19 protein-coding genes and 1 tRNA gene are annotated in these 18553 nt (G+C 74.0%); 10 read left to right on the forward strand and 10 right to left on the reverse strand.

Features of this window, described 5'->3' with window-relative positions; translation table 11 throughout:
* Window positions 1–22: 22 nt before the first annotated feature.
* A tRNA-Ile gene (locus ACFYYW_RS44505) sits at window positions 23–96 on the forward strand.
* Window positions 97–359: 263 nt separating this feature from the next.
* On the opposite strand, the gene ACFYYW_RS44510 is transcribed toward ACFYYW_RS44505, so the two are convergent.
* Window positions 360–491, reverse strand: coding sequence for a hypothetical protein (locus ACFYYW_RS44510; protein ID WP_387659426.1), 132 nt, complete (start codon window positions 489–491; stop codon window positions 360–362).
* Between the two features lie 610 nt (window positions 492–1101).
* On the opposite strand from ACFYYW_RS44510, the gene ACFYYW_RS44515 reads away from it, so the two are divergent.
* Together ACFYYW_RS44515 and ACFYYW_RS44520 are read left to right on the forward strand one after the other, a co-directional pair.
* Complete coding sequence (locus ACFYYW_RS44515; protein ID WP_352324563.1) at window positions 1102–1458, forward strand: hypothetical protein; 357 nt, start codon at window positions 1102–1104, stop codon at window positions 1456–1458.
* Between the two features lie 36 nt (window positions 1459–1494).
* Window positions 1495–2757 carry an MFS transporter gene (locus tag ACFYYW_RS44520; RefSeq protein ID WP_387659430.1) on the forward strand — a complete coding sequence of 421 codons (1263 nt, stop codon included), beginning with the start codon at window positions 1495–1497 and terminating at the stop codon, window positions 2755–2757.
* Window positions 2758–2773: 16 nt separating this feature from the next.
* On the opposite strand, the gene ACFYYW_RS44525 is transcribed toward ACFYYW_RS44520, so the two are convergent.
* Window positions 2774–3145 carry a DUF4267 domain-containing protein gene (locus ACFYYW_RS44525; RefSeq protein ID WP_352324565.1) on the reverse strand — a complete coding sequence of 124 codons (372 nt, stop codon included), beginning with the start codon at window positions 3143–3145 and terminating at the stop codon, window positions 2774–2776.
* 88 nt (window positions 3146–3233) lie between these two features.
* On the opposite strand from ACFYYW_RS44525, the gene ACFYYW_RS44530 reads away from it, so the two are divergent.
* The gene (locus tag ACFYYW_RS44530) at window positions 3234–3809 is read left to right on the forward strand and encodes a TetR/AcrR family transcriptional regulator (RefSeq protein ID WP_387659433.1); all 576 of its coding nucleotides are present in this window, start codon (window positions 3234–3236) and stop codon (window positions 3807–3809) included.
* Between the two features lie 71 nt (window positions 3810–3880).
* Window positions 3881–4270: a YybH family protein gene (locus ACFYYW_RS44535; RefSeq protein ID WP_387659435.1), complete on the forward strand. Its 390-nt coding sequence runs from the start codon at window positions 3881–3883 to the stop codon at window positions 4268–4270.
* Between the two features lie 28 nt (window positions 4271–4298).
* On the opposite strand, the gene ACFYYW_RS44540 is transcribed toward ACFYYW_RS44535, so the two are convergent.
* Window positions 4299–4628 carry a CU044_2847 family protein gene (locus ACFYYW_RS44540; protein ID WP_352324568.1) on the reverse strand — a complete coding sequence of 110 codons (330 nt, stop codon included), beginning with the start codon at window positions 4626–4628 and terminating at the stop codon, window positions 4299–4301.
* Window positions 4629–4923: 295 nt separating this feature from the next.
* On the opposite strand from ACFYYW_RS44540, the gene ACFYYW_RS44545 reads away from it, so the two are divergent.
* Both ACFYYW_RS44545 and ACFYYW_RS44550 read left to right on the forward strand, forming a co-directional pair.
* Window positions 4924–5343: a hypothetical protein gene (locus ACFYYW_RS44545; protein WP_352324569.1), complete on the forward strand. Its 420-nt coding sequence runs from the start codon at window positions 4924–4926 to the stop codon at window positions 5341–5343.
* A gap of 2 nt (window positions 5344–5345) precedes the next feature.
* On the forward strand, window positions 5346–5570 hold the full coding sequence (locus ACFYYW_RS44550; protein WP_352324570.1) for a helix-turn-helix transcriptional regulator: 225 nt from the start codon (window positions 5346–5348) through the stop codon (window positions 5568–5570).
* Here the strand turns inward: ACFYYW_RS44550 and ACFYYW_RS44555 are convergent.
* Together ACFYYW_RS44555 and ACFYYW_RS44560 are read right to left on the reverse strand one after the other, a co-directional pair.
* A complete protein-coding gene (locus ACFYYW_RS44555) occupies window positions 5567–6043 on the reverse strand; it encodes a GbsR/MarR family transcriptional regulator (protein WP_387659439.1) in 477 nt (158 codons plus the stop codon). The two genes, ACFYYW_RS44550 and ACFYYW_RS44555, sit on opposite strands and share 4 nt — an antisense overlap.
* A gap of 116 nt (window positions 6044–6159) precedes the next feature.
* Window positions 6160–6786, reverse strand: a complete 627-nt coding sequence (locus ACFYYW_RS44560) for an FMN-binding negative transcriptional regulator (RefSeq protein ID WP_387659442.1) — start codon at window positions 6784–6786, stop codon at window positions 6160–6162.
* 36 nt (window positions 6787–6822) lie between these two features.
* On the opposite strand from ACFYYW_RS44560, the gene ACFYYW_RS44565 reads away from it, so the two are divergent.
* A complete protein-coding gene (locus ACFYYW_RS44565; RefSeq protein ID WP_387659445.1) occupies window positions 6823–8160 on the forward strand; it encodes an aminotransferase class I/II-fold pyridoxal phosphate-dependent enzyme in 1338 nt (445 codons plus the stop codon).
* A 20-nt stretch (window positions 8161–8180) separates the two neighbouring features.
* On the opposite strand, the gene ACFYYW_RS44570 is transcribed toward ACFYYW_RS44565, so the two are convergent.
* A complete protein-coding gene (locus ACFYYW_RS44570; RefSeq protein ID WP_387659448.1) occupies window positions 8181–9569 on the reverse strand; it encodes an MFS transporter in 1389 nt (462 codons plus the stop codon).
* 135 nt (window positions 9570–9704) lie between these two features.
* Between ACFYYW_RS44570 and ACFYYW_RS44575 the strand changes: the two genes are divergently transcribed.
* Window positions 9705–10415, forward strand: coding sequence for a hypothetical protein (locus ACFYYW_RS44575; protein ID WP_387659451.1), 711 nt, complete (start codon window positions 9705–9707; stop codon window positions 10413–10415).
* Here the strand turns inward: ACFYYW_RS44575 and ACFYYW_RS44580 are convergent.
* From ACFYYW_RS44580 to ACFYYW_RS44590, 3 genes are read right to left on the reverse strand one after another with little or no spacing between them, the layout of a single operon-like run.
* A complete protein-coding gene (locus tag ACFYYW_RS44580) occupies window positions 10412–12997 on the reverse strand; it encodes a LuxR C-terminal-related transcriptional regulator (RefSeq protein WP_387659454.1) in 2586 nt (861 codons plus the stop codon). The two genes, ACFYYW_RS44575 and ACFYYW_RS44580, sit on opposite strands and share 4 nt — an antisense overlap.
* 49 nt (window positions 12998–13046) lie before the next feature.
* Window positions 13047–13208: a hypothetical protein gene (locus tag ACFYYW_RS44585; protein ID WP_185844989.1), complete on the reverse strand. Its 162-nt coding sequence runs from the start codon at window positions 13206–13208 to the stop codon at window positions 13047–13049.
* A 35-nt stretch (window positions 13209–13243) separates the two neighbouring features.
* On the reverse strand, window positions 13244–16441 hold the full coding sequence (locus ACFYYW_RS44590) for a BTAD domain-containing putative transcriptional regulator (protein ID WP_387659458.1): 3198 nt from the start codon (window positions 16439–16441) through the stop codon (window positions 13244–13246).
* Window positions 16442–16552: 111 nt separating this feature from the next.
* Here ACFYYW_RS44590 and ACFYYW_RS44595 point away from each other — a divergent pair, with 111 nt between their 5' ends.
* Complete coding sequence (locus tag ACFYYW_RS44595) at window positions 16553–17071, forward strand: universal stress protein (RefSeq protein WP_364388717.1); 519 nt, start codon at window positions 16553–16555, stop codon at window positions 17069–17071.
* Window positions 17072–17109: 38 nt separating this feature from the next.
* On the opposite strand, the gene ACFYYW_RS44600 is transcribed toward ACFYYW_RS44595, so the two are convergent.
* A complete protein-coding gene (locus tag ACFYYW_RS44600) occupies window positions 17110–18495 on the reverse strand; it encodes a PLP-dependent aminotransferase family protein (RefSeq protein ID WP_387659462.1) in 1386 nt (461 codons plus the stop codon).
* Between the last annotated feature and the right edge of the window lie 58 nt (window positions 18496–18553).

Raw genomic sequence — 18553 nt, forward strand, 5'->3', positions numbered from 1 at the left:
TGCGATACCGTTCGGTGTGCGCGGGGCTATAGCTCAGACGGTTAGAGCGCTTCCCTGATAAGGAAGAGGTCCCAGGTTCAAGTCCTGGTAGCCCCACAGATTTTCTCAGTTCAGAGGCCGTTTCCCGGAGATCGGGAGACGGCCTTTTGAGTGTTCGCCATCAATGTGCCGCCGAGATCATCAGGTGACAGGGGTCCATTCGTATTGACGCCGGCCGGGCGGCGCTTGGCGTGGGGAATTGCGGGCTGGGGTGAATAGTGGCGGGTCGGACGGTCCGTCACTCGATCCCCGATCCTCCACGGCCGCACCCGGCTGAGGACCTACTCGGGTAGAACGGCGGGAGCGTGCGGACTCGCCTCCTACTTGCTGTATTTCATGCGCGTCACGTCCAGGCGTGCGGGGTTCCGGTACATGCCGGCGTCGATCGGGATGGCCTCGTCGACGAGACCGGTGTAGGCGCCGGAGGGCACGCCGTCGGGATGAGCCGCCACGATGGTCCTGCCCGGCGCGTAGTACCTGGCCTCCTCGCGTGGACGTCCACACTGCCTACGAGGGGGGCTGGTGGTGCTGGCGTAGCCTTGTCGCGGTTTGATCAACTGAGGGGTGGCATGCGCACATACGTGGTGGCCGTTGTCGTCGTCTCGTCGCTCATGGCCGGTTGTGCGATTTCGTTTCCGGGACGGCAGGCAGAACCGTCACCTCGCTTCGTGATCGATCCTCGCCCTGTGGATCGCCCGCTTGCAGACCTTGCGAAAAGCGCCAAAGGCAAGGTGTTGCTTCGACATGTCGATGAGGGGCGGAGTGACCGCTGGTCCACGAAAATCCGGATGGGCACATCGTTTCGCCTGGAGGTCGACTGCGTGCGAGCAAGCGGGACGATAATTGTCCGCGTCGGCGAAACTCAGCTTCCTCATCAGTGCTCTGCCGGCCCTGGGGGTGTACGCGTCAGCACGATCCCCGACGACGTGGCTGTCCGTAGCGTCAAGGTGGAGGCGCCCAAAGGGGCCAGATGGGCCGTTCTCATCTGGAAGCCGCCGCAGAGTCAGCATTGACGCAACGCGGCCCCTGATCGACGGCGGCTCGGTTCGTAGGATCGGCTGCATGGGGATGTACGTCTCGGTCAGAGGGTGGGTTGAGCTGGGGTTCGCTCAGAAGCCGGACGCCGAGCGCATCATCGGGGACGACGACCCCTACTCCGGCGGGTGGGCGTGGCCGGCGAAACCCTTCAACTGGACGCTCTACCTGTTCTACGGCGGCGACGTCCGGGAGGGCGCGCTGCACGAGATCCGGGCCAAGGTCGAACGACTGGCCGCCCTGCCGCCGGTGGACGAGGACGGGGACCGGCCGCGGGGAGTCTTCGTGCTCACCGACGAGCGCGGCCAGGCACGATGCTGGCACATCCGTGAAGGGACGGTCCTCGACGTCCCGGCGCCGGACTTCGGGTGGTTGGCGAGTTAGCACCGGAACCCCAGGCGCGGTGGCAGAATGTCGCGGATGTCGAGGGCGGGATCGTTGTGGCGGCAGCGGGATTTCGTGCTCCTGGGGAGCAGCCAGACCACCAGTTCGTTCGGGAACGAGATCTCCTACCTGGCGTTACCCCTGGTCGCGGGGCTCATGTTGGACGCCTCGCCGGTGGAGCTCGGGCTGCTGGCGGCGGCGCGGCGGTTGCCGGTGCTGTTCGCGTCGTTGCCGGCGGGGGCCCTGAGCGATCGGTGGCGCAAGCGGCCGGTGATGATCGTCACGTTCCTGGTCTCCGGGTGCGCGATGGGGACGATCCCCTTGGCGGCCGTGGCCGGCGGGCTCACGCTCGGGCAGCTCTACGCCGTGGCGCTGGTGGTGGCGACGTGTGAGGTGTTCTTCACGCCCGCCTACCAGACGTACCCGCTGACGTTGCTCGGGCCCGAGCGGTTGATGGCGGGGAACGCCAAGCTCACCAGCACGGTCACGGTGGCGGGGATGGCGGGGCAGCCGGTCGGCGGGGTGCTGATCTCGCTGTTCGGGCCGGCCAAGGCGGTGCTCGCCGACGCTCTGTCCTACCTGGCAGGCGCGCTCGCGCTCGCGCTGATCCGGTTGCCGGAGGCCGGGCCGGAGCGGAAGGAGCGGGCCCCTCGGCTGCGCGAGCAGATCGGGGAGGGGCTGCGGTACGTCGTCCGTCATCGTGTGATCGGGCCGCTGGTGCTCTACATGGCCACGGTCAGCTTCTGCATCGCCGGGCTGGGCGCGCTGGAGGTCAACTACGTCGTACGGGAGCTCGGCTGGTCGGGACTGGCGACCGGCCTGGTGTTCGGGGTGAGCATGGCCGGCGGGCTGGCGGCCGGGGCGATCGCGGGGCCGCTCACCGACCGGTACGGCATGCCGCGCGTGCTGCTCGGGGCCGCCTTCGCGTACCCGTTGTGCAGCGGGTCGATCGGGCTGGTGGGGCCGGGACTGGCCGGGCAGGTCGTGGTGGGCGTCTCGTGGACGTTGATGATCATCGTCACGCTCGTCTTCCAGAGCACCCAGCGCAGTCTGCGGCAGCTCCTGACGCCCAGGGAGATGCAGGGACGGCTGGCGGCCACGTCCCGCTGGCTCACCTGGGCCGCCACACCGGTCGGCGCGGTCCTCGCCGGGGCGCTGGCCGGCCTGATCGGCATGCGCGGCACGCTGGTCGTGTTCTCGGCCGGGATGCTGGCCGGTCCGGTGGTCATGTGGTTCTCGCCGCTGCGCACGTCCCGGCGGGAGATCGAGCGGGACGTACGGACGGCGACGGCGGGATAGCTCTGGGATCGCCGGGTCACACGGCGAAGAGCAGGGCGGCGTTGACGAGGAGGGCGACGGCGGTCGCGAAGTGCACGCCGAAGGCGACCGCCTTGGTGCCGCCGTTGCGGAGCACGATCAGGGTGTCGCCCAGGGGGAGCAGCGCGACGATCAGCATGAACCAGGCTTCGGCCCGGGCGCCCACGAAGGCCAGCAGGGCCAGGCCGAGCAGCCCGTACGTGCCGTCGCGCAGCCCCTTGATGGTCAGGTAGGCGCGGTCGCCGTCCTGCTTGGCGGGGACGCCGTATCCGGCGGCCGCGGCGACCGGGACGAACAGGAAGCGGGCGCCGATGAGCACGACCAGCAGGTTGAGGGCGATGGCGAGGCCGTAGGCAAGGGTGGTGAGCATGTCCGTCTCCAGAAGCTAGCGTTGCTAGGAACGAGGACGACGCTAGCAGAACGATGACAGAAGCGCTAGCGATGCTAGGATCGGGAGCATGTCGATTCAGGCGCGCCGGGAGCGCGAACGTGCGGAACGCGAGAAGCTGATCATCACGGCCGCCTGCGAGCTGGCCGAGGCGGAGGGCTGGGAGGCGGTGACGACGCGGCGGCTGGCCGAGCGCATCGAGTACAGCCAGCCGGTGCTCTACAGCCACTTCAAGGGCAAGGGCGCGATCATGGCGGCCGTGGCCGTGGAGGGCTGCGTGATCCTCGCGGACGAGCTGCGCGCGGCCCGTACCTCGGCTCCGGACGCCGGCAGCGCCCTCGCGGCCGTGGGCGCGGCCTACACGGCGTTCGCCGAGCGGCGTCCGGCGCTCTACGACGTCATCTTCAGCCAGAACGTCGACCTGCCGTTCGCCACGCCGGAGGCTCCCGCGGCCCTGCACGCGGCGTTCGGCGAGCTGGTCGAGGGGCTGCGCCCGCACGCCGGCGAGGGTGAGGACCTGCCCCTGCTCACCGAGACCTACTGGGCCGCCCTGCACGGGCTGGTCACGCTCATGCGCGGCAAGCGGCTGCCGGCCGAGCAGCACGAACGCAGGCTGGAGCTGCTGCTGAAGCGGTTCGCGGCCTGACGGTTTGACCTTGCCACCGGCGTCAACGTCTACCCTCGTGGCCCGCACATCGACGAGAACGGACGACGCCCGTGAGCACCCACCGCACCACCCTGGTCGAGCTGGACCAGAGCTTCTTCGACGCCCTGGTGGCCAACGACCACGACCGCCTGATGGACCTGCTGGCGGACGACTTCGTCCTGGTGGGGGTCGAGGACGGGGCGGTCGCCGGCAAGGACGTCCTGCTCGACCTGGTGAAGTCGGGAGGCCTGCGGTTCCCGAAGATCGACTCGTTCCCGGACGAGGCCATCGTGCGGGTGATCGGGGACGTCGGGATCGTCGTGGGGCGTACGGGGATGAACTTCACGAACCCCGACGGCAGCACGTTCAGCGCCGGCAGCCGGTACACGCACGTGTACGCCCTCGGCCCCGACGGACGCCACCGGCTGGTCTCGGCGCAGGGCACGGCCATCAAGGCGTGACCTGACCAGGCTTGGCGGGAAGGCCGGGTCAGCCGCCTTCCGGTTTCCGCCATTCCGCGGTGACCTTGAGGTGCGCCTCCCCGGTCGATTCGGCGACGACCACGCCGGCCTTGGCGGTCAGCTTCATCCCGAACTCGACCGCGACCACGTCCGGCGGCTCCGGGCATGACCGCATGCGGCGCAGAACGTCGCCGGCGAAGCTCTGGACGCGCTGGAGGCCCGCGCCCAGCGCCTCCGGCATGCGTTCGACGGCCGCGCGGGCCCGTCCGGCGGGAAGCGGCTCGTCGCCGGGCTGATCGTTGACCTCCACGAGCACGGTGCCGCCGTCGTCGAGGGGTACCTCGAGGAAGTAGCGCAAGGTTGGCCTCCTGTCCTTAGACAGGTGCAAGCATGGTGGACGGGCCCGCCCCGGCGGAGGCTTTTCGCCTCGGCGACGCGCCCGGCCCGCGGCGAGGCGCCCGGCCCGCGGCGAGGCGCCCGGCCCGCGGTGAGGCGCCCAGCCCGCGGCGAGGTGCGCGGCGCGGAAGGGCTCCCGTGGACGGCCGCACAGATGGCGCGAAGTTATCCACAGGTTGGGGACAGTTGTCCACAGTGGTGGACAAGTCTGAAATCATTGACACGATGTCTGGATCGTTTTACCTTGCCTGCTTGTGATGTCGTACGAGGAAAAGGGCGCCTGGGTCTATCTCGTGGCGACGGCCGGCGCCTACGTGGCCTACGTCATCGTCATCCTGAGCCGGGCCGGCGACGGCCCGCTCAGCGCCGTCCCCTATGTCGCGCCGATGGCGTGGGCGATCGGGATCAGCGTCGTCCTGTCCGTCGCGGGCCGTATCGTGGTCGAGATCGTGAAGCCCAGCGAGAGTCACAAGAGCGACGTGCGAGACAGGGAAATCAACCGTTCCGCCCAACATGTCGGAGGCGTCGTCCTCGCCGCCTCCATGATGGTCCCCCTTGGCCTGACCATGGCGGAAGCCGACCATTTCTGGATCGCCAACGCCATCTACGCCGCACTCGTCCTGTCCACTCTGGTGGCCACCCCGCTGCGGCTGCTCGCCTACCGGAGGGGCCTGTAGGCATGGGCAAACCGACCAAGGTCACCAACTCCATCAGGGCTCTGCGGTTCGCGCACGGGGAGATGACGCAGGCCGAGCTGGCCCAGCGGGTGGGTGTCACGCGGCAGACCGTCATCGCCATCGAGCAGGGCCGGTATTCACCCTCTCTTGAGGTGGCCTTTCAGATCGCCCGGGTGTTCCGGGTGCCCCTGGACGACGTCTTCCAGTACCCGGACGCCGACGGCTAGTTATCCACAGGCTCGTCGGTTTTCCACAGGTTGTCGAGAGCGGTGGCGACGGCCGCGATGGAGTCGTGCGCGGAGCGGATGCGGGCGGTCTGGGCCTCGTCCGTCCAGCCGAGCCGCAGGCCCTCCTCGGCCAGCGCGTCGAAGGCCGTGAACGCGGCCAGTTTCTGGCGCAGGACCTTCGACCAGGCGTCGTCCTCGATCCGGTAGTAGACGTTGCGCTCCCCCGGCCTGCGCAGCCTGTGGACGAGCCGGATCGACGTGAGGAGCTGCATGGTCGTCGTCAGGGAAGCGCGGCTTGCGCCGATGGCGTCGGCGATGTCGGACGCCGTCTGCGCGGGCGGGTCGCAGACCATGAGCCAGCCCAGGACGCGGCCGGTGATCGGGGCCAGCCCCCACTCGTCGGAGACGAAGTCCGCCACCCGCTCGACCCAGTCGAGCACCTGCTCCCGGCCCGGACCGTCCGGCGACTGCATGTGGGGCCCTCTCCGTCGGCATCGCTCTGTGTGAGTCGTCAAATACTAAGAGCAATGAGACGTGGGCTGCCAATGCTGGTGTCCGTGACGGCCGACCTCGGCCGCGGGGTCCTGGGTCAGCGCTCGGTCATCCGCCTGAGCTGCTGCTCCCTGGCTCCGGCGTCGCCCGGCAGGCCGCGTTCGGCCAGCAGGCCGGCGACGCGCTCGCGGACCTCGACGGGTTGGCGGCCGTCGTACTTGAACTTGGCGCGCGCCTCCACCACCGCCAGCCGCAGCCCGCGCAGGCCGGGCAGCTGCCGGTGGTACGGACCCTCGCCGGCCGCCACGACGCCGTGCGCCCCGTCGGGCTGGAAGTGGGCGAGCTGGCGGCGCAGGATCTCGGCCTTGCCCTCGGGGTCGTCCACCACCTCGGCCCGGCAGGTGAGCTGGACGGAGGCGTAATAGCTGGTGGGCACGCCGGTCTCGGGGTCGCCCGTCCGCCAGCCGCCGGGGATGTAGGCGTAGTCGTCGTGCACGCTCAGCAGGACCGCCGGATCGCGCTCGATCGCCGCCCACGCCGGGTTGGGCCTGGCCAGGTGGAGCAGCACCTCCCCGGCGGCGGCGTCGAAGAGGAAGTGGGTGGGGACGACGACGGGCGGGCCGCCGCCGGGGCCGTTCGCGGCCAGCTGGCCGAAGTCGCGGGTGGCGAGCCAGGTGCGCCACTCGTCGTCGTCCCGTGCCGCGTCCCAGGGATGAATGAGCACGTGAAACCCTCCCGCCGAGCTTTGTATTAGTACATAATGTACTTTGTGTCAGAAACATACAGGATCGCCGGTGGGACGGCCAGCGAGATCGCGGCCGGCGTCGAGGCCGCCGTGTCCGCGGGCCTGCTGCCTCCCGGGACGCACCTGCCGCCGGTGCGCGAGGTGGCCGCCACGGCCGAGGTCAGCCCGAACACCGCCGCGGCCGCGTACCGGCTGCTGCGGGAGCGCGGGATCGTCGAGACGGCGGGCCGGCGCGGCACGCGGGTCCGGCCGCGCCCGGCCACCACGACCCGCGAGGAGATCCGCGTCGAGGTGCCGCCCGGCGTGCGCGACCTGTCGCACGGCAACCCCGACCCGGCCCTGCTGCCGCCGCTGCACGAGGCGCTCGCCGCCGCCGCCAGGGCGCACGAGCAGCGTCCGGCCATGTACGGCACGGGCGACGACGAGGAGCTGCTCTCGCTGGCCGCCACCCGTCTGCGCGCGGACGGCGTGCCCGCCGCGCCGCTGGCGATCACCTCCGGCACCCTCGACGCGGTGGAACGCGTCCTGAACGCCCACCTTCGTCCCGGCGACGCGATCGGCGTCGAGGACCCCGGCTGGACGGCCCTGCTCGACCTGGTCGCCGCCCTCGGGCTGCGGCCGGTCCCGATGCGCCTGGACGACGAGGGCCCGCTGCCGGACGAGCTGGACCGGGCGTTGCGGGCGGGCGTGCGAGCGGTGGTGATCACCGCCCGCGCTCAGAACCCCACCGGCGCGGCCGTCACCGCCCGGCGGGCCGCGGACCTGCGCGCCCTGCTCGCCACCCGTCCCGACGTGGTGCTGATCGAGGACGACCACGGCGCGAGCCTGGTGGACCTCCCCCTCCATCCCCTGGCCGGCGTGACCACCCGCTGGTTGCTCACCCGCTCGACGGCCAAGGCGCTCGGCCCCGACCTGCGGCTGGCGCTGGTCACCGGCGATCCCGTCACGCTCGACCGGCTGCGCGGGCGGCAGCGGCTGGCCGCGGGCTGGGTCAGCCATCTGCTGCAGCGCGCGGTCGCCCACCTGTGGCGTGCACAGGCTGTGGACACCGCGGCCGTGGCCGCCGCCTACGCCGGTCGGCGGGACGGCCTGATCGACGCGCTGGCCGCGCGTGGCCTGCGGGCGCACGGCCGCAGCGGGCTCAACGTCTGGGTCCCGGTCGCCGACGAGACCACCGCCGTCACCCGGCTGCTGGGCCTCGGCTGGGCCGCCGCGCCCGGCGCCCGCAACCGCGTCCGCACGCCGCCCGCGCTGCGGCTGACGGTCTCCACGCTGCGGCCCGACGAGCTGCCGCGCCTGGCCGACGACCTGGCCGCCGCCCTGCGCCCGCCCACGGCCGGCCGGTACGGCTGACGCCCCGGACGCCCCCGTGATCAGCGGTTCGGCTCCAGGGACATCGCCGGGCACGGCTCGGGGCGGCGGGGGCGGCGGTGGCGGCGTACCGAGTGGGCCAGGACGCCCAGCGCGCCCACGATGAGCACGAGCAGGGCCGCCCTGGTGGCCGCGGGCCAGCCGGCGTCCAGGGAGCCGAAGAACACCGCGCCGGTGATCGTCCCGCCGAGCACGCCGCCGGTCTCCTGCACGGTCCCCAGCACCCCGGCCGCCGCGCCCGCGCGCTCCCGGCGTACGGACGCGAGGACCGACGACAGCAGCGGCGACATGACCAGCCCCATCCCCGCGCCCGCCACCAGCAGCGCGCCCGCCACCAGGTACGGCGACTCCCCCGCCTGGAGGAGCAGCCCGAGCCCGAGCAGCAGCGCCAGCGGACCGGCCGGGCGCGGCACCCGGGCCGCGCGCGGCGAGGCCAGGAAGAAGCCCACGTTCAGCGCGGTGCACACCGCCCCGGCGGCCAGCGGACCGAGGCCGAGGCCGTCCTGGAGGTGCAGGGCGAGCACGAACGACAGTCCCGCGGAGGTGCCGAACAGCAGCGCGACCGCCGCCAGCCCGGCCGTGAACCCCTTCTCGCCGAACACCGCCAGGTCCAGCAGCGGCTCCCGGCCGGTCGCCGCCAGCCGCCGCTGCCGCCGGACGAACGCCGCCAGCATGAGCGCCGCGCCGCCCAGGCACGGCCACGTCCACTGCGGCCAGCCCTCCTCGCGGCCCTGGACCAGCGGCAGCACGACGCCTGCCAGCCCCGCCGCGACCAGCGCCGCGCCCGGCAGGTCCAGCCCCGCACGCGACCCGACCCCGGCGACGCGGGGGACCAGCCGCCCGGTCAGCGCCAGCGCCGCCAGGCCGATCGGCACGTTGACCAGGAAGCACGCCCTCCAGCCGAGCCCGAGGGGGTCGGCCGCCACCACCAGCCCGCCCACCACCTGGCCGCTCATCCCGGCCAGGCCCACCACCGTGCCGTACCAGCCGAACGCCCTGGCCCGGCCCGCGCCCGGGAACAACGTCCCGATCAGCGTCAGGACCTGCGGCGCGAGCAGCGCCGCCGCGACGCCCTGCGCCACCCGGGCGAGCACGAGCGCGGCGGCGTCCGGCGCGCCGCCGCAGGCCGCCGAGGCGAGCGTGAACAGGGCCAGCCCGGCGGCGAAGAGGCGGCGCGGCCCGTACAGGTCGCCGAGCCGCCCGGAGACGATCAGGCCCGCCGCGTACGCCAGCCCGTAACCGGCGACCACGAACTGGCTCGCCGCGTCGCCCGCTCCCAGGTCGGCGCGGATCGAGGGCACGGCCACGTTCGCGACGAAGAAGTCGAGCGTGGTCATGAACACCGCGACCAGCACCACGGGCAGGGCCGCCCAGCGAGGACGGAGGGACATCAGGGACTCCAGGGAAGGGAGGAACCGGGCGGTGGAAGAACACCGGCGGACGCCGGACGGTTGACCTCACCCTGGAGCCAGGCGATTACGGTTTCCTGCTGATGAGCTACGGATTCAGCGCCATAATGACGCTCAATGCCGAAATTTCAGGGGTTGGAGGAGTTCGCCGCGGCGATTGCCCCCGTCATCGACGCGGCCCACGTCGAGGTGCACGCCGCCGCCGGCAGGGCCGTCCTGGACCTGGCCGAGCGCTCCGGCCTGACCTGCGGCCTGCTCAACGACCTGCGCTTCGTGCTCCCGCTGCGCCCGGTGACCACGGCCGCGCTCGCCGCCGTCCACCGGTACGGCGACGTCACCGAAGGCGTCGGCGTCCACCTGCGCGAGGGCACGCTCGAACGGGACGCCGGCGGGGCGTTGCGGCTCACCCCCGAGGGACGGGCGTTCGTGGACGGCCTGTACGCCGCGCACGCCGAGGCGGCCGGCCGCGTCTGGGCGGGCCGTGACGTGGCCGGTCTGGCCGGGTCGGTGGGCGGGGTGCTCGGCCGGGCCGTACGCGTGCCGGGCGGCGCCCTGGAGGTGATGGCGCCGCCGTACGAGCCGGACGCCGCCCCCGCCGGCCTGCTGCTGTTCAACCGGCTCGCCGCGCTGCGCTACCACCGGGCCGACGCGCACGCCGAGTCCTGGCGCGCGGCCGGGCTGACCGCGGCCGGGATCGTCGCGCTGAGGGACGGTCCCGTCCGGGCCGCGATCGAGGCCGGGACGAACCGGCGGGCCGCCGACCCGTACCGGGCCATGACGGACGACGACCGCCAGGCCCTGTACGCCGGCCTCCTGAGCCTTGTTTAAAGCGCCGCCAGCAGGCGGCCCACCTGCGTGCGGTCGTTGACCCCCAGCTTCTCGTAGGCCGCCTGCAGATGGTTGGCCGCCGTACGGGTGGACAGCGTCAGCCGGTCGGCGATCTGCCGGTTCGTCAGCCCGGCCGCCGCCAGCTTGACGATCTCCCGCTGGCGCGGCGTGAGCTCCGGCGTGGCCAGCTCGACCAGCGCGGGCGTCGAGACCCCCGGGCACCGCCTGGCCAGCGCCCACGCCCTGGTCTGCGCACCCCTGGCCAGCGTGCCCCGGCCGTCCCGGCGGTGGGCCGCCGACTCCTGGGCGAGGGCCTCGGCGGCGTACAGGACCAGGCCGAGCCGTTCGAACTCGGCGGCGACGTCCCGCAGCTCGGCCGGGTCGCCCGCGGCTCGCGCGTGCCGGGCGAACAGCCCGGCCAGCGGCCCGTCCACCCGTTCGGCGAGCGCGGCCAGCCGCCGGGCCGCCAGGGCGGGCGTGCCCAGCCGCACCAGGTCGTGCAGCGCGAACATCAGGTACCCGGACTGCTCGTGCCGCTCGGCCAGCCCGGCGGCCGTCAGGCACAGGCTCACCGCCTGGTCCAGGTCGCCCGCCGAGGCCGTCACCCACACCGCGGCCTGCAACACCGGCTGGCGGGTGAACGCCCACCGCGAGGCCGGCCCCTCGGCCTCGGCCAGCGCGGCCCGCGCCGCCGCCGTCTCCCCCAGCAGCGCCCGCGCGTGGGCCAGCTCGGCCAGGCAGCGCCCCCGGTACGGCGTCCCGGGAGGCAGCCGGGCCGCGTCCTGCCTGGCCCAGCGGGCCGCGCCGGCCGCGTCGCCGCGCAGCCTGGCGACCATCGCCCGGTACGCCCCGAACCCCGACACCGACAGCTCGGCCGCTGCCGGCTCCATGCCCTCCGCGGCCGTCCGCGCCGCCGCGTCCAGGCGGCCGGAGAACACCTGGGCGGCGCAGCGCGCGTCCAGCAGCGCCGGCAGCGCGTGCGGGGCGTCGTCGTCCCAGTCGTCCCGGCCCGCGAGGGCCCGCCCGGCCACGGCGAGCGCCTTCTCCGTGCGGCCCGAGTAGGCGTCCGTCCAGGACTCCAGCGCGGCCGCGTGCGCCGCGCCGCGCACGGTCATCGGCTCGCAGGCGCGCGCCCGCGCCAGCGCGTCCGCGGCTCCGGCCAGCCGGCCGGCGAAGAAGTCGGCGACGCCCCGGTAGACGTGCGCCTCCTGCCGCCAGGCCGGCTCGGTCAGCGACCTGGCGGCCAGGTCGAGCACCCGGCACGCCTCGGCGTCCGCGCCCGCCCAGGCGAGGTTCATGCCCAGGCTGAAGGCGTGCTGGGCGCGCTCGCCCTCGGTGACGGCGGTCCTGGCCGCCTGCCGCAGCGCCGTCAGCGCCGCGTCCTGGTCGCCCAGCACCATCAGCACCTGGCCGAGCAGCGCGACCGCCGCCACGCCCGCGCCCGCCTCGATCGCGGCCCTGGCCAGCCGGGCGGCCAGCCGCGGGTCACGCCTGGCCCAGGCCAGGCCCGCGGCCGACAACAACATCTCCGGCGCCGCGGCCGACCCGCTGTCCAGCCGCCAGACGGCCGCGCGCAGCTCGTCCTCGCGCCGCCGCAGGCCGCCGGACTCCAGGGCCTCGGCCAGCGTCCGCAACCGCCGCCTGGCCCGCAGGGTGCCGCAGTCGCCGCGGACCACCTCGCCGTACAGGGGGTGGCCGAGGCGTACCTGCTCGCGCCTGCCGTCGCCGGCGACCGTGACCAGGCCGCGGGCCTCGACCCGCTCCACCGCGCGCGGCGAGGTCAGCGCGACCAGCAGCTCCGCGCCCACCGGCTCGCCGTACGCCACCAGCTCCAGCACCTCCCGCTCGTCCTGGTCCAGGTGGCCGATCCGGGCGGCGACCAGCTCGCGCAGCCGGGTCGTCAGCGACAGCTCGCCCCGCCAGCGCCACTCGCCGCCGCACTCGGCCAGGCAGCCGGACGTGCGCCCGGCATGGACGACCTCGCGCAGGTAGAGCACGTTCCCGCCGGTGACGGCCGCCAGACGCCGGACGGTCCCCTCCGCCACCTCGCCGCCGAGCGCGCCCGCCAGCACCTGGCCGACCTCGTCCCGGCCGAGCGGCGGCAGCTCGACCCTGGTCAGCAGCTCGTCCTTCCACAGCGCGGCCACCGGCGCGGGCAGCGGGCCGCCCGTACGCACCGTGACCAGCACCCTGGCCTCCCCGCCCGCGGCCAGGTAGTGCACCAGCGCCGCCGACGCCGCGTCCAGCCGGTGGGCGTCGTCCACGCTCACCAGCAGCTCTCCCTCTCCCCTGCGCAGGTGCCGCGCGGCCCAGCGCAGCAGGTTCTCGCCGCCCTGCGGCGGCCCCGTCAACACATGGGCGAACGCCCCGAACGGGATCATCGACGCGGTCTCCGTGCCCAGCGCGCGCACGACCTCGTACCCGTCGAGACCGGCCAGCGCCTGCGCGGCCAGCCTGCTCTTGCCGACGCCCGCCTCACCGGCGATCATCGCGCCCGCTCCCGACCGCAGCGCCGCGCGCACGGTCGCGATCGATCCCCCTCGCCCGACGAACGGCCATCCACTCCCCAGCTGCTCGCTCATCGTGCCTCCTCTCACCACAGATGGTGGCGAGCCGAGGTTCGCGCGAGGTTCAGGCGGGATCGCGGTTCAGGCCGGCCGCGTTCAGCAACAGGGTGATCACGGCGTCGGCGCCGCTGAACGGCACCGGCTCGCCCCCCACCTCTTCGAGCAGCCCGCGGAGCTGGCCGCCGGATTGCTCGGGCTCGACCAGCCGTACGATGACCGTCCTCATCTGATCACCATCACCCCGGACGGTTCAGGTCTGGTTCAGGTGGGGTAGGGCGCGGGCTCGACCTCCAGCTCCCGCATGCGCTCGGCGTAGAGGTGGTAGCGCCTGCGGGCGTCGCCGCGCCGGCCCGCCAGGTCGAGCGCGCGCACCAGGCCCAGGTGGGCGCGCTCGTCGTAGCCGTCGCGCTCCAGCAGGCGCAGCCAGTAGCGGGCGGCCTCGTCGTAGCGCCGCTCGCGGGTGCGCGCCACGGCCAGCCGGGCGGCGGCCTGCACGTAGGCCAGCCGCGCCTGCTCGCGCAGGCCCACCGCCCAGTCGGCGTAGGGGTCCTCCTCGCAGAACTCGCCGCCGTACGCGCTCTCGGCGGCCGTCCACCGCTCCAGCGCCTCGGCGGCGCGGCCCGCCTGCTCCAGCCGCACGGCTCCGGCGGTCAGGTCGAGGAAGCGCTCCACGTCGACGTCGGCGTGCGTCAGGTCCAGGCGCAGCGCGCCCTCCTCGGAGACCACGACGTCGTCGGCGGGCCGTTCGTGGGCCGGGTCGAGCACCGCCCGCAGCGTGGAGACCATGACGTTGAGCCGCCGCAGCCCGACCGCGTCGTCGCGCTGCTCGGGCCACAGGATCTCCACCAGGCGTTCCCTGCTGATCGCGCCGCCCCGGCGGCTGACCAGGATCTTCAGCAGGTCGCGGGCCTTGCGCGACTGCCAGGCCGTACGCGGGACCGGCACCGCGCCGCGCAGCACCCGGAACGTTCCCATGGTCTCGATCACCACCGCCGCCCCCGGCACGGGCGCCGCGCGGGCGATCAGCTCGTCGATCCGGTCGTCGAGCGCCCGGCAGCCGATCGCGTGCATCCGCTCGCGCACCCGTACGGCCACCTCACCCCCGCTCACCGGGTCCGACAGGGCCGCCCGCACCAGCTCGGCCCTGGCCCGCCCGATCGGGTCGCCGAGCGCCGCCCACCTGCGCACCGCCTCGTCGGCCTGCGCGGGATCGCCGTCGAGCCGGGCGCGCAGCTCGTGCAGCACGGCCTGGGCCGCGTGGTCCCTGCGCTCCACGGCGATCGGCTCGGTCTCGCCGACCAGCCGGGCGGCCTCGTCACGACGGCCGGCGGCCAGGGCCACGTGCGCCGCGGCCACCCGCGCGGAGACCCCGGCGATGCCGCCGGCGTACGCGAGCGCCTGCTCGGCCACCTCGGCCGCCTCCTCGGGATCGTCCTCGGCCAGCAGCTCGGCCAGCGCGTTGAGCGCGTTGGAGCGGGTCTGCACCTCGCCCAGCGGGCCGGTCTCGGCGATCACCCGGCGGTAGACGGCGGCCGCCTGCCCGCGGTCGCCGCGCAGCGCGTGGATCTCGCCCAGCCGCACCAGCCCGACGCTGACCAGCCGCGACCCCATCGCCTCCCACCTGGCCACCGCGTCGGCGGCGTCGATCGCCGACTCCTCCAGCCGGCCGAGCCCGACCAGCGCCTTGGCCCGGTTGGCCACGTTGAGCGCGGCGTACGGCGCGAACGACACCAGGTCGCACAGCCTGCTCGCGGCCTCCGTCTCGGCCAGCGCCTCGGCGTAGGCGCCCTCGTCCAGGTGGCGGGAGGCCCGGTTGGCCCGGATCCTGATGAGCTGGACGACGTCGCCGGCGCGTTCGGCGTACTCCAGGGCGCGCAGGTAGTAGGCGTCGTTGGCGCGGCGGTCGCCGTCGAGGGCGGCGAGCATGGCCAGGACCGTGTTGGCCATCGCCAGCGCGCCGGGGTCGCCGAGCCCGCCGGCCTGCTCCAGCGCCCGGTCGGCCAGCTCGGCGCAGCCCGCCCGGTCGCCCTTCAGCCACAGCACCGAGGCCATGGAGGCGGCGCACATGGCGGCGTCGGCGGGCGGCGAGCCGTAGGCGTGACCCATGGCGTACATCGTCATGGCGGCGTCGAGGTCGCCGCGCAGGTGGTCGATGAAGCCGAGCCGCCTGGCCACGAACGCGTCGAAGGCGGGGCCGTCGGCCACGCGGGCCAGCAGGTCGTGGGCGCGGGTCCAGTGGCCGCGGTTCTGCTCGGCGATGCCGGCCAGCCTGAGCATCGGCGGCGAGCCTCTGGCCTGCTCGGGCAGCAGGTCGAGGGCCGCGATCACGTCGCCGCGTTCGGCCAGGCGGGGGCCGTGGGAGTTGAGCAGCGACGCGGCCAGGTCGGGGTGGGCGGTCGCGACGGCGGCGCGCAGGGCCAGCTCGGGCTGGTCGTGCTCGACGTACCAGCGGGCGGCGACGGCGGCCACGTCGTGGGCCTCGTGCCGGTCGAGCGGGGCGTGCCTGGCCAGGACGTGCCTGCTGGTCGTGGTCAGCCGGTGGCCGTCCTGGTCGGCCTCGATGAACAGGCCGCGGCTGGTCAGGGCCGCGAGCGTGTCGGGCGGCGCGCCGAGCGTGGCGGCCAGCCCGGACGTCAGCACCGGCAGGACGGTCGCCGCGCGCAGCAGCTCCCGCATGCCCGCCGGCAGGTCCTTGAACGCGGCGAGCGTCAGGTGTTCGAGCGTGGCCGAGTTGGCGGCCAGGCTCGCCGCGGTACGCGGCCAGCTCGCCGGCTCCTCCCTGGCCAGCGCGTCGAGGGCGGCCTGGACGGCGGCCGGCCAGCCCGCGCACGCCTCGTGCAGCCTGGCGGCGATGCCCGCCCCCTGCTCGCCCAGCCGCTCCCTGGCCCAGGCCGCGCTCTCGGACGGGGTGAGCGCGAGGTCGGTGGCGTCGAGGTCGAGCACCTCGTGGTCCTGGCGCAGCCGGGCCGTCGGGAACGGCAGCGGCGCCCGCGAGGCGGTGACCAGGTGCAGGTGCCGGGGCGCGGCGCGGACCAGCGTCTCGACGTAACGCACCGAGCCGGGCGCGCCGGTGATCGCGTCGACGCCGTCGAAGACCAGCGCCAGCCCCCTGGTCAGCCGCCGGGCCAGCGCCTCGGCCAGCGCGCCCGCCAGGGCGGCGGCCCTGGACAGCTCGTCGGCGTCGGGGCCGAGCGGCGCCCCGGCCGCGGCCAGCAGGTCGGTGGGCAACCCCGGGACGGCCTCGGCCAGCGCCGACGCCACCGAGCCCGCCAGCGTCGGCAGGTCGCGGTCGGCGGGCCCGAGCAGGTGCAGGACGCCGCCCACGGCGTGGCTCCAACCGGCGAGCGCGATCGACTTCCCGTAGCCTGTAGAGGCCACGAGCGTGGTGAGCCTGTGCGTAAGCGCCCCGTCGAGCCGCCGGTCGAGGGCGGGACGGGGTTGCACCCACCCTCGTTCCACCCCCGCATGCTACGCCCGGGCTCGCGGGGGACTCCAGAGTTCGCAAAGTGCCACCTCCCGGTAACTGGCCGGTTGGCGCACTATGGTCGTACTTCATTTCCAGGAGGCACCGTGGAACAGGATCTGCCTGGCGGTGTGAGGCTGATCGTGGGGGTGGACGAGTCCCCGGCCTCGCGCTGGGCACTCGCCTGGGCCATCGGCGCGGCCAGGCTGCACCGGATGGCCCTGGTGGCCGTTCACGTCAGTCGTGCGCCCGTCCATCCCTTTCCCGAGGCGCTGCCCGTGCAGCACGCCATCCGGCAGGGCGAGGAGTCCCGCTGCGCGGAGGTGATCGCGGGCGTGTTCGAGGACGTCGCCGGGGGCGTGCCCGACGACCTGCGCGTGGCGACGCTCAGCAAGGTCGGCGACCCCGGCTACCACCTCGTCGATCTGGCCCGCGAGGGCGACCTGCTGGTGCTCGGCCGGGGCCGGCGGCGGCTGCTGAGCCGGATCCTGCTGCCCTCCACCAGCATGTACTGCGCCCGGCACGCCAAGACGACCGTCGTCATCGTGCAGCAGCCCTCGCCGCCGGACGATCCGGAGCTGACGGGGGACCGGGCGCGGCGGTTCTGGAGCCGGCGCGACTACTGACCGGGCGTCTACTGACCGGGCGTCTACTGACCGGGCGTCTACTGACCGGGCGTCGCCGTCCTGAGGTTGTCGGTGAGCAGGCGCAGCCCGGGGCCGATGTCGCGCGGCCCGATCGCGCCGTATCCGAGCACCAGGCCCGGCTGTGCCGGGGTCTCTCCGCAGTAGGCGTCGAGCTGCTCGACGGCCAGGTCCGGCACGGGCCCCAGGGACACGCCGGGGGCCAGGCGGGCGCACACGTGCAGGCCCGCGGCGGACGGGATCAGGCGCAGCCGCTCGTCCCCGGCCAGCGCCGCGGTGACCAGCTCGTGCCGGGCGGCGTACTCGCGGGTCGCCTTCCTGATGTGCCTGGCCAGCAGGCCCTCGTCGATGAAACGGGCCAGGGCGGCCTGCGTGGGCATGTCGCCGTGCCAGTCGGAGAGCTGTCGCGCGGCGCACAGGGCCGGGCCGAGCGAGGCGGGGGCGACGAGGAAGCCGAGCCTGAGCATGGGCAGCAGTGTCTTCGAGAACGAGCCCACGTAGATCACCCGGCCCGACCGGTCGAGGCTCTGCAGGGGTTCGAGCGGGCGTTCGCCGAAGCGGAACTCGCTGTCGTAGTCGTCCTCGATCACCACGGCGGCGCGGCGTTCTGCCCAGGCGAGCAGGGCGGCGCGGCGGGCCAGCGACATGGGCGTGCCCAGCGGGAACTGGTGCGAGGGCGTGACGTAGACGAGGCTCGCCGAGCGGGGGATGGCCGCCACGTCCAGGCCCTCGGCGTCCACGGGCACGCCGATCACGCGGGCGCCGAGCGAGCGGAACAGCCGGCGGGCGGGCGGGTAGCCGGGCTCCTCGACGGCGACGGTCGTCCCGGGCTCGATCAGGACGCGTCCGATGAGGTCGAGGGCCTGCTGAGCGCCGTTGGTGATCAGGACGTCGTCGGGCCCCGCATGCACCGACCGACTGATCCCGATATGACGCGAAATAGCCTCACGTAGCGGCTTATAGCCGGACGACGGCTCGTACGTCGCCAGCCCCACCCGCAGCTCCCTGGCCACCAGCCTGCGCCAGGTCTCCATCGGGAACAGCCGCGCGTCCGGCACGCCGACGCGGAAGTCGTACCGGGCAGGCGGCACCTCGGCGGTCTCCTCGAGCTCCCGCCAGAACGCCCGCGGCCTGACCACCCCCTTGGGCGCGGCCCGGCCGCGCACCGGCTCGGCCGACACGAACGTGCCCGCCCCCGCCCGGCCGACCAGGAAGCCGTCGGCCACCAGCCGGTCGTAGGCCACCGCCACCGTGTTCCTGGAGATCTCCAGCCGGCCGGCCAGCTCCCTGGTGGGCGGCAGCCGCTCGCCGGAGCGCAGGCGTCCGTCGAGTATGGCGTCGAGCAGCTGCCGGTAGACCTGTGCGGCCAGGTCACCGCGCCCTTGAAGGCTGATGTGAACGTCCAACTTGGCCCAATCAACTTGGCGGAAATTGGAGCTTATGTCGGGACAAGAGTACGGCCAA

Source organism: Nonomuraea sp. NPDC001831, from assembly GCF_042892035.1.
In the GTDB taxonomy this organism is placed as follows: domain Bacteria; phylum Actinomycetota; class Actinomycetes; order Streptosporangiales; family Streptosporangiaceae; genus Nonomuraea.

Excerpts from the sequence above, each read along its gene's own strand:
- ACFYYW_RS44545 (WP_352324569.1), top strand. The coding sequence starts at position 4,924 with ATGTCGTACGAGGAAAAGGGCGCCTGGGTCTATCTCGTGGCGACGGCC.
- ACFYYW_RS44530 (WP_387659433.1), top strand. The coding sequence starts at position 3,234 with ATGTCGATTCAGGCGCGCCGGGAGCGCGAACGTGCGGAACGCGAGAAG.
- ACFYYW_RS44525 (WP_352324565.1), bottom strand. The coding sequence starts at position 3,145 with ATGCTCACCACCCTTGCCTACGGCCTCGCCATCGCCCTCAACCTGCTG.
- ACFYYW_RS44555 (WP_387659439.1), bottom strand. The coding sequence starts at position 6,043 with ATGCAGTCGCCGGACGGTCCGGGCCGGGAGCAGGTGCTCGACTGGGTC.
- ACFYYW_RS44570 (WP_387659448.1), bottom strand. The coding sequence starts at position 9,569 with ATGTCCCTCCGTCCTCGCTGGGCGGCCCTGCCCGTGGTGCTGGTCGCG.
- ACFYYW_RS44580 (WP_387659454.1), bottom strand. The coding sequence starts at position 12,997 with ATGAGCGAGCAGCTGGGGAGTGGATGGCCGTTCGTCGGGCGAGGGGGA.
- ACFYYW_RS44575 (WP_387659451.1), top strand. The coding sequence starts at position 9,705 with ATGCCGAAATTTCAGGGGTTGGAGGAGTTCGCCGCGGCGATTGCCCCC.
- ACFYYW_RS44550 (WP_352324570.1), top strand. The coding sequence starts at position 5,346 with ATGGGCAAACCGACCAAGGTCACCAACTCCATCAGGGCTCTGCGGTTC.
- ACFYYW_RS44585 (WP_185844989.1), bottom strand. The coding sequence starts at position 13,208 with ATGAGGACGGTCATCGTACGGCTGGTCGAGCCCGAGCAATCCGGCGGC.
- ACFYYW_RS44515 (WP_352324563.1), top strand. The coding sequence starts at position 1,102 with ATGGGGATGTACGTCTCGGTCAGAGGGTGGGTTGAGCTGGGGTTCGCT.
- ACFYYW_RS44520 (WP_387659430.1), top strand. The coding sequence starts at position 1,495 with ATGTCGAGGGCGGGATCGTTGTGGCGGCAGCGGGATTTCGTGCTCCTG.
- ACFYYW_RS44565 (WP_387659445.1), top strand. The coding sequence starts at position 6,823 with ATGTACTTTGTGTCAGAAACATACAGGATCGCCGGTGGGACGGCCAGC.